General features: G+C 71.7%; 9 protein-coding genes and 1 tRNA gene. 2 read left to right on the plus strand and 8 right to left on the minus strand.

From position 1 onward, the window contains the following. Positions 1-352: tyrosine-type recombinase/integrase (locus VKG64_20005; GenBank protein HKB27325.1), on the plus strand; the 352-nt coding region annotated here is incomplete at its 5' end. Between the two features lie 88 nt (positions 353-440). Here the strand turns inward: VKG64_20005 and VKG64_20010 are convergent. The 3 genes from VKG64_20010 to VKG64_20020 form a co-directional block, all read right to left on the minus strand. Then, positions 441-515, minus strand: a tRNA-Gly gene (locus VKG64_20010). 40 nt (positions 516-555) lie between these two features. Further along, a complete protein-coding gene (locus VKG64_20015) occupies positions 556-2,094 on the minus strand; it encodes an ABC transporter substrate-binding protein (protein ID HKB27326.1) in 1,539 nt (512 codons plus the stop codon). A 52-nt stretch (positions 2,095-2,146) separates the two neighbouring features. Then, positions 2,147-3,595 (minus strand): HDIG domain-containing protein, encoded by a 1,449-nt coding sequence (locus tag VKG64_20020; protein HKB27327.1) that lies wholly within the window; start codon positions 3,593-3,595, stop codon positions 2,147-2,149. Positions 3,596-3,644: 49 nt separating this feature from the next. Here VKG64_20020 and VKG64_20025 point away from each other — a divergent pair, with 49 nt between their 5' ends. Beyond that, positions 3,645-4,454, plus strand: coding sequence for an enoyl-CoA hydratase-related protein (locus VKG64_20025; GenBank protein HKB27328.1), 810 nt, complete (start codon positions 3,645-3,647; stop codon positions 4,452-4,454). Positions 4,455-4,479: 25 nt separating this feature from the next. On the opposite strand, the gene VKG64_20030 is transcribed toward VKG64_20025, so the two are convergent. From VKG64_20030 to VKG64_20050, 5 genes are all read right to left on the minus strand, one after another. Then, on the minus strand, positions 4,480-5,364 hold the full coding sequence (locus VKG64_20030) for an ATPase domain-containing protein (GenBank protein HKB27329.1): 885 nt from the start codon (positions 5,362-5,364) through the stop codon (positions 4,480-4,482). 16 nt (positions 5,365-5,380) lie between these two features. After that, complete coding sequence (locus VKG64_20035) at positions 5,381-6,943, minus strand: ATP-dependent DNA ligase (protein HKB27330.1); 1,563 nt, start codon at positions 6,941-6,943, stop codon at positions 5,381-5,383. A gap of 82 nt (positions 6,944-7,025) precedes the next feature. Next, the gene (locus VKG64_20040; GenBank protein HKB27331.1) at positions 7,026-7,445 is read right to left on the minus strand and encodes a hypothetical protein; all 420 of its coding nucleotides are present in this window, start codon (positions 7,443-7,445) and stop codon (positions 7,026-7,028) included. Between the two features lie 21 nt (positions 7,446-7,466). Then, a complete protein-coding gene (locus tag VKG64_20045; GenBank protein ID HKB27332.1) occupies positions 7,467-7,604 on the minus strand; it encodes a hypothetical protein in 138 nt (45 codons plus the stop codon). After that, positions 7,601-8,589, minus strand: a 989-nt coding sequence (locus tag VKG64_20050; GenBank protein HKB27333.1) for a GAF domain-containing protein, incomplete at its 5' end; no start/stop codon positions are given. The genes VKG64_20050 and VKG64_20045, both read right to left, overlap by 4 nt.

Here is an 8,589-nt window from a genome sequence, read left to right on the forward strand (position 1 = left end):
GTTGCCGCCGGTGGAGCGCGTCCTCAGAGCTCAGCGCGCCGACAGCCAGCTTCGCAGCGAGTGGGTGTTCGCCAACGAACGCGGAAGCCATCTGGACATCACGAACCTCAGAGAGCGCATCTGGAAGCCGACGCTCCGCCGCGCCCGGCTTCGCGAGCGCACGCTCTACCAAACCCGTCATACGTTCGCGACGCTCAGCTTGGCGAGCGGGGAGGACATCGGATGGGTCGCCAAGGTCCTGGGACATAGCTCCACCGAAATGGTCATCCGGCACTATCACAAGTTCATCCCGAACCTCACGCGACGGGACGGCTCGGTCATGGCCGCGTTGATTGCGCGGGCCGGCCTATGAACAGATGTGCGGCCGTTCACATGGGCAGTGTTTTGGGCAGTAACAGCACCGAGGGGCTGCGGGTCTCGCCGCAACCCCCCGGAAGATTTGGAGCGGGCGACCGGATTCGAACCGGCGACGTCCAGCTTGGGAAGCTGGCATTCTGCCACTGAATTACGCCCGCCCGGCTCTCCTATAGTACGCCGTCGTCGCCGGCGGCGCCCCTACTTGAGGCTCATGTCGTACGCCTTGATCAGCTCGTCGCTGCGCGCCTTCCAGACGAGGCGCTTCGACGCGCCGTAGAGGTCGAGCTGCTGGTAGAGCGGCACGGCGGCGACGTCCTCGATCCAGAGCTTGTTGATCTTGTGGTAGGTCTCGAGCCGCTGCTTCGGATCCATCTGCGTCTGCGCGAGGTCGATCAGCCCGTCGACGTCGGCGTTGTAATAGTTGCAGAGGAGGTTGCCGCTGCGGAAGAGGGGGACGTAGATGCCCTCGGCGTCCATCATCCCCTGCCCCCAGCCGATCAGCCACACGGGCCCCGCCTTGTGCACGTAGACCATGCTGTTCAGGTAGTTGACGAACTCGAAGGTCCGGAGCGTCGTCTTGATGCCCGCCTTCGAGAGCTGTCCGGCGGCCGCCTCGGCGACCTCCTTGTCACGCACGTAGCGCCCCTGAGGGCCGTTCAGCGTGATCTCGAGGCCGTTCGCGTAGCCGGCCTCGGCGAGGAGCTTCTTCAGCCGCGCGAGGTCCTGCTTGACCGGCTTGAGGGAGGGATCGAAGCCGAAGTGCATGCTGGGCAGCATGGTCGCGACGCGCATGGCCTTGCCGTCGAGCACGCCCTTGATGATCTCGTCCACGTCGAGCGCGTACATGATCGCCTGGCGCACCCGCTTGTCGGCGGTCGGTCCCTGGTAGGGCCCGACGAGCTTGTTATGCGCGTCGAACTGGTGCGTGTAGATCATGAGCTGGATCGTGCGGATGGACGGCGCGGTGGAGAGGAAGAGCTTCGGGTGGTTGGCGATGATGTTCGCCAAGTGCGGCGGGATGTTGACGGCGACGTCCACCTCGCCGTTCTGGAGCGCCGCCACCCGGACCGCGTCGTCGGGGATCGGCTTGAACACGACGGTCTTGATCCGCGGGGCGCCGCGGTAGTAGTGCTCGTTCGCCTCGAGGACGATCTCCTCGTCCTTCGACCACCGCACGAACTTGTAAGGCCCCGTCCCGATCGGGTTCTTGGAGATGAAGGCCGTGTCCTTGTCGGCGTAGGCCTTCGCCGGATACATCATCGCCTGCGGGTGGTTCATCGCGACAACGAACGTCGGCCAAGGCTTGGCGGTGTGCACCCGCGCCGTGTACGGGTCCACGACCTCGACCCGCTCGATCAGCTTGAAGTTCGAGCTCCCCCGCATCTTGGGGTCCTTGGCGCGCTCGAGGCTGAACTTCACGGAGTCGGCGTTGAAGTCTTCGCCGTTGTGGAACTTCACGCCGTGCCGGAGCCTGACCTCCCACACCTGGGGCGAGACGAGCTTCGGCAGCTCGGCGGCCAGGGCCGGCACGATCTTGAGGCTTTCGTCGCGCTCGACGAGCTTGTTGTAAATGTGCTCGGCGATCACGGACGCCGGCGTCTCCTGCTGGTTCATGGCGTCGAGCGTCGTCGGATCGACGCCCTGAGCGATGATCACCTTGCCCGCCGGCGCCGCGAACGCCGTTACCGGAAGGACGAGGGCCGGGACGAGCGTCACCATGATCCGCCAGAAACGCATAGAGCGCCTCCTCACGCGAGGGAGATGGATGCCGTGTCGAACCGCGCCTACTTTAGGGTTCGCCCGCGAGAGAGTCAAGGTAGGCGAGCGCGTCCGCGCGCGTCCGCACCCGTCCGAGGTCCTGCGCCTCGCGCACCCGCGCGAGCAGCGCGCCGATCGCCGGCCCGGGCGGCAGCGCCAGGCGGTCCATCACGTCCTGACCGCGGAGGAGCGGGGGCGCCGCGCGCACGGCCTGCTGCTGCGGGAAGCCGGCCAGGAGGTCGCGCAGGAGGCCGGCGCGGCGCCAGACGCCGAGCGGCGAGGCGCCGGTCACCGCGGCGGCGTCGACGAGCGCCAGGAGCAGGAGGTCCTGCGCGTCCTCCGCGAGGTCGCGGTAGAAGCGGTAGCCCGCGCGGCGGGTCACCCGGCCGGCGGCCTCGAGGTGCATCGGGCGCAGGTGATGGCGCACGAGCCGCTCCAGCACCCCGGCGGCGCGGGCGGGCAGGCGCAGCCGCGCGCCGATCGCGCGCACGCGGGCGGCACCGACCACGTCGTGCTCGAAGAAGCGGACGCGCCCGCCGATCACGCGCCGGGTCTCGGGCTTCGCCACGTCGTGCAGCAGGGCGGCGAGCTTCAGCGCCTGGCCACGCGTGACGCCGCCGCCGAGCTCCTCCGCCATGTGGCGGGCGAGCGCCTCGCCGAAGGGCGGGAGCTCGACCGTGCGGGCGAGCACGAGGTCGGCGCCCGCCGCGGCGCGAAGCGAGTGCTCGAGGACGGGAAAGCGGTGGGGCGCGGGCTGGGCGGTGGCGCGCATGGGCTCCACCTCGGGCACGATCACGGAGAGGAGGCCGAGCGCGTCGAGCCGCCGGAGCGCCTTCGCCGCGGCGGGGAGCGCCAGCACGAGGAGCAGCTCGTCCCTCACCCGCTCCGGCGCCACGTTCGCGAGCGCGGGCGCGACCTCACGGATGGCAGAGACGGTCCGCGGCGTCAGGCGGAGGCCGAGCTGCGCCTCGAGCCGCACGCCCCGGAGCGCGCGCAGCGGGTCCTCGGCCAGCACGCGCGGGTCCGGCGGGCGCAGGCGCCGAGCGCGGAGATCGGCGAGCCCGCCCGTGGGATCGACCACCGGCGCCGTGCCGTCGCGCAGGAGCTCGCGCACCGGGACCGCGAGCGCGTTCACCGTGTAGTCGCGCGCGGCGAGGTCGCCGGCGAGCGTCGCCCCGCGCCAGTCCGCGACGTCCACGCGCACGCCCGCCGCCACGACCCGCGCGGTGCCGCGCCCGGCGTCGAGGGGCACGAAGGCGCCGCCGAGCCGCGCGGCGAGCGCCCGCGCGAGGTCGAGGGCGCCCGCGGGCACCGCGAGGTCGAGGTCGGCCGGTCCGAAGCGCGCCGCGCGGGCGAGCCACGCGTCGCGCACGGCACCGCCGACGAGGACGGGCGCGCTCCCGCGCGGCGCCGCCGCGAGGACGGCGCGCAGCGCGTCCCTCTGCGCGCGGCCCAGCCGGTCGAGGCTCAGCGCGGCCATGGTAGAGTCCCGCTACCCATCGCCACGATTTAAACAGGAGGGCGCCGGCGTGGCACTCAAATTACGCAAGGTCCGCTACGAGAAAAAGGGGCACATCGCCTACGTCACGATCGACAACGCCGAGCACGAGAACTGCCTCGAGGAAACCGTGGACCGCGACCTCTGGAGCGTGTGGCGCGACTTCCGCGATGATCCCAAGCTCTACGTCGCGATCCTGACCGGCGCGGGAACGAAGTCGTTCTGCGCGGGCTCGGACCTGCGGTACTACGTGGAGACCATCTCGCGGCGGTCGCCTGAGTGGAACCGGCGGCGCGCGCAGGAGGGGCCGAACCTCGGCGGCATCACCAAGGGGATCGACGTCTGGAAGCCGATCATCGCCGCGATCAACGGCTACTGCCTCGCGGGCGGCATGGAGCTCGCGATGGCCTGCGACATCCGCATCGCCGCCGACCACGCGAAGTTCGGCGTCGTCAACCGCCGCTGGAACGTCGGCGCCGAGTCGGGCCTGACCCAGCGGCTGCCGCACATCGTCGGCCTGGGCGTGGCCCTCGACCTCCTGATCACGGGGCGCTGGTTCGACGCGAAGGAGGCCTACCGCATCGACTTCGTGAGCCGCGTGGTGAGGCGCGCGCGGCTCATGGAGGAATGCACGAAGCTCGCCGAGCGGATCTGCGAGTATCCGCAGTCCTCGCTCCGCACCGACAAAGAGGCGTGCATCCGCGGCCTCGGCAGGACGCTCGAGGAGGGGTTGAGGCTCGAGAACACCCTCTGGAACACGAACCTCGGGCTCCCCGACACCCTGAACGGGCCCAAGGCGTTCATCGAGAAACGGAAGTTCGTCCCGACGCAGGAGGTGTAGCGTCCCGGCTGGCCGGGCGCGGACACTACATCTCGATGCCGGCGGGCGTGATCCTGAACTCGACGATCTCGTCGGACATGGCGCTGCTGCGGTGCTTGACGACGCTGAGCATCCGTGCCAGCCGGTTCCCGACGCGCTCGCTGCCGAGCACGACGATCGTGTTCGCCGTCGCGCCCACGTCGCCGGTGGCGACCTTCCGCGCGAGCAGGTCCTCGATCCGCGTCTCCTCCGTGGTGACGAGCAGGAGTGTGGTGACGCGCGCGTGATCGTAGCGGTGGGCGTCGATGAACGCGCGGTGCTTCCACACGGGCAGGCAGATCTCCATGCCGAGCGTTTCGGCGTCGCGGTGGATCGTCTTGCGATAGAGCTCGTCGAACATGAAGAACTGGATCGAGTCAGCCGGCGAGTCCATGGGCTCGACGCCGTCCACCACCACGCGGCGCGCGCCCGCGGCGAAGTGGAAGTAGAGGAACGGGCGCACCGTGTAGAGGGCGTGGTTGTACATCGCCTTCCAGTTCCAGTCGAACTCGACGCCGCCGTCGGGCGTCGGCACCTGGAAGTCGCGGGCGCGCCCGACCCACCGGAGGGCGTTGGAGTAGAACGCCTCCAGCTGGCCGGGCGGCGGGTACGGATCACTCATCGGCGTCACGGTGTGCGTCCACTCCCCGAGCGGCCACCCGAAGAGGCGCGCGGCGTACTCGTCGTGCTGCTGCGAGTCGCCGCGGCCGTTCATGTCGAGCACGACCCCGCGCGCGCCGTCGGCCACGCGGCCGTGGTCGGCGAAGGTGAGGCCGAGGTGGGTCTTGCCGATGCCGGTGGCGCCGTAGACGCAGGCGAGGGTGCCGGGCAAGAGGCCGCCGCCGAGCATCGCGTCGAGCTTCGGGAGCCCGGTGGAGACGCGGTCGGTCATGAGCGTGGATTCTACACTAGGGCCCGCGCCGGCCCTTCGTCCTGAACTGGCCCTCGTAGAGGCGCCGCAGCTCGTCGAGCGTCGTCGCCTGCCCCGGCCCCTTGTCGTCGCGGATGCGCGTGATCCGCGCGAAGCGGAGGGCGAGGCCCGAGGGGTACGTGGGGCTCTTCTGGATCTCGTTGTAGGCCACCTCGACGACGACCTCGGGCCGCACGCGCACGGTGTAGCCGTCGTCGTCGCCGGTCGCGAGGGCCCGCAGGCGCTCGGTCATCGCGGCGAACTGGGCGTCGGTCAGCCCCTTGAAGGTCTTGCCGACGTCGGCGAAGGCGTCGCCGTCGCGCACGGCCAGGTGATAGTTCGAGAGCCACCCGGTGCGCCGGCCCGAGCCGCGGTCGGCGGCGACGATGACGCAGTCCACCATCTCCGCGGTCTTCAGCTTGAACCAGCGCTTGCCGCGCCCGCCGGGCTCGTACGGGCTCCGCGGGTCCTTCGCCATCACGCCCTCGTGGCCCGCGGCCAGCGCGCGCTCGAAGAAGGCGCGCGCGGCCTCGGCGTCGCCGACGAGCAGGCGCTCCGCGAGGTGGCGCCCGCCGGTCACGCGCGCGAGCTCCTCCCACCGCCGCTCGTAGCGCGCGTCGATGAGCGAGCGGCCGTCCGCCAGCAGGCAGTCGAAGAAATGGATCGCGAGGGGCATCTCGCGCACGAGCGCCTCGACCTCGTGCGTGCGGCGGAAGCGCCGCATCAGCTCCTGGAACGGCAGCGGCCGGCCCGCCGGGTCGAGCGCCACGACCTCGCCGTCGAGGATGAAGGGCGCGCCGTCGAGCCCGCGGGCGAGCGCGACCACGTCGGGCAGGCTCCGCGTCACGTCGGACAGGCGGCGCGACCAGACGGCGACGCGCGCGCCGTCGTGGTGGAGCTGGATCCGCGCGCCGTCGTACTTGTACTCGAGCGCGGTGCGTCCGCCGTGGGCGGCCAGCACCTCGTCGAAGTCCTCCGCGATCTCGGCGAGCATCGGCAGGAGCGGGACGCCGGGCCGCGCGACGGTGGCGGCGAGGGCCGCGGCGCCGCCGCCGAGTGCCAACTCCGCGACCGTCGAGAGGTCGCCGACCAGCAGCGCGGCCCGCCGGGCCGCGGCGACCGGCACCCCGGCCGCGCGGGCGATCGCCTCGAGGACGAGCCCGTCGGAGACGCCCGTGCGCATCTCCCCTCCGATGATCCGGCGGAGCACCGCGCGCTCGGGCTCGCTCGCCCGGGCCGCGAGGGCGCGCAGGCGCTCCTCCCGCGCCCGCCTGGAGCCCGGTCCCTGCGCGTCGGCCACGGCCGCGAACTCCCGGGCGACGTCGCCGAGCTCGAGCGGCGGCCCGGCGGTCGGCGCGTCCACATCCGGGAGCCCGCGCACGCCGAGGACGCGCGGGTCGGAGGCCGGGAACGCGCGGCCGGTCAGGAAGGCGACGGCGGTCGGCACCTCGCCCGGCGGCAGCGCGCGGAGGAACTCGGCGACGAGCCGCAGCTTCTCGAGCCGCGCCGGGCGCGTCTCGAGCTCGCCGACCAGCGTCGCCAGGCGCCCGAGCTCGGTCACCCGCTCATTCTAGCGGGCGCCGCCCATCCTTGACTTCGCCCGAGCGCGCGCCCTACGCTCGTTCTATGCGTCGCCGTGTCTTCTACGACGCGAGCTCGCGCGCCGCGACGGCCGCCGCCGCCCTCGTCGCCGACCGCTTCGACGTCGGCGCGCTCGCCGCCGACGCCGTGACGGCCGCCGCCGCGCCGACCGTCGTCCTCGTCGGCGAGGCGACCGAGCTCGCGCCCCCGTCGAACGGCCACGTGCGCGTGGTCGGCCTGGTGGACGCCGCGTCGGCGGGCCCCTGGCCCGCCCACTGGTACGCGCTCGTGCCCGCGGGCGCGGGGCGCGCGATGCTCGAGCGCGCGGTGGAGAACGCCCTCGCCGACGCCGAGCGCGCCGCCGAGGTGGCGCGGCTCGACCGCGAGCTGTCGGAGCTGAACGCGATCGGGATCCGCCTCTCCGCCGAGCGGAACCCGCGCGAGCTCCTCGAGACGATCCTGACGAAGGCGCGCGAGATCACGAAGAGCGACGCCGGCTCACTCTACCTCGTCGACGAGGCGCCCGACGGGACGCGCCAGCTCCGCTTCGCGCTCGCCCAGAACGACAGCGTGGAGTTTTCCTTCCGCACGACGCGGCTCCCCCTCACGCGCGAGAGCGTGGCCGGCCACGTCGCGCTCACCGGGCAGATCCTGAACCTCGCCGATGCGTACGCACCGCCGGCTCGTTCGCCATCACGATGCGGTTCAGGCTGTCGTCGAGCTCGGCGAGGTACGCGGCGAGCTCGGCGTCGTACGCCGTGGCCTGCTCGTGGAACCGGCGGCGCCCCTTCTCGAGGAGGTAGTCGATCTTCTTGCCCGCGTACCTCAACTCGAGCCCGCGCTTGACGCCCTCGACGCGCTGGCGGATCCGGTCGAGCTCGCCGGGGTGGAGCTTCTTGGCTTTCACGAGCACCTGCTCGCGCACGCCGACCTTGCCGAAGTCGTGGAGGAGCGCGGCGTAACGCAGCTCCATCATCTCGTCCATCGAGAAGTGCGTCCCGCCGTATGGCCCCGTGCTGACGTGGTCCACGGCGCTCGCGAGGCCGACCGTGAGGCTCGCGACGCGGAACGAGTGGCCGGAGGTGGTCGGGTCGCGCGACTCGATGGCGGTGACCGACGCCTGCACGAAGCCCTCGAAGAGCTGGCGGATGGACTCGTAGAGCCGGCTGTTGGCGACCGCGACGGCCGCCTGGGACGCGAGCGAGCCCGCGAGCTTCTCGTGTCGGGCGTCGAACGGCGTGACCACGCGCTCGGCCTCCTCCGGGGAGCGGAGGACCATCGCGAAGTCGGGCTTGCAGTTGATGAGCTGGAGCGCGCCGATCGTCTCGCCCTGCGGCGTCCGCATCGGCACGACCAGCATGGACTTCGTGCGGTAACCGGCCTGCTCGTCGAACGAGCGGTTGATCTGGAAGGGCGCGCCGGGCGGCGGCGCGTACGCATCGGCGAGGTTCAGGATCTGCCCGGTGAGCGCGACGTGGCCGGCCACGCTCTCGCTCGTGAGGGGGAGCCGCGTCGTGCGGAAGGAAAACTCCACGCTGTTGTTCTGGGCGAGCGCGAAGCGGAGCTGGCGCGTCCCGTCGGGCGCCTCGTCGACGAGGTAGAGTGAGCCGGCGTCGCTCTTCGTGA

The sequence above is a fragment of the Candidatus Methylomirabilota bacterium genome (genome assembly GCA_035260325.1).
Classification (GTDB): domain Bacteria; phylum Methylomirabilota; class Methylomirabilia; order Rokubacteriales; family CSP1-6; genus AR19.

Coding starts and splice junctions, on each gene's coding strand:
- VKG64_20030 (HKB27329.1), bottom strand. CDS start 5,364: ATGACCGACCGCGTCTCCACCGGGCTCCCGAAGCTCGACGCGATGCTC.
- VKG64_20015 (HKB27326.1), bottom strand. CDS start 2,094: ATGCGTTTCTGGCGGATCATGGTGACGCTCGTCCCGGCCCTCGTCCTT.
- VKG64_20020 (HKB27327.1), bottom strand. CDS start 3,595: ATGGCCGCGCTGAGCCTCGACCGGCTGGGCCGCGCGCAGAGGGACGCG.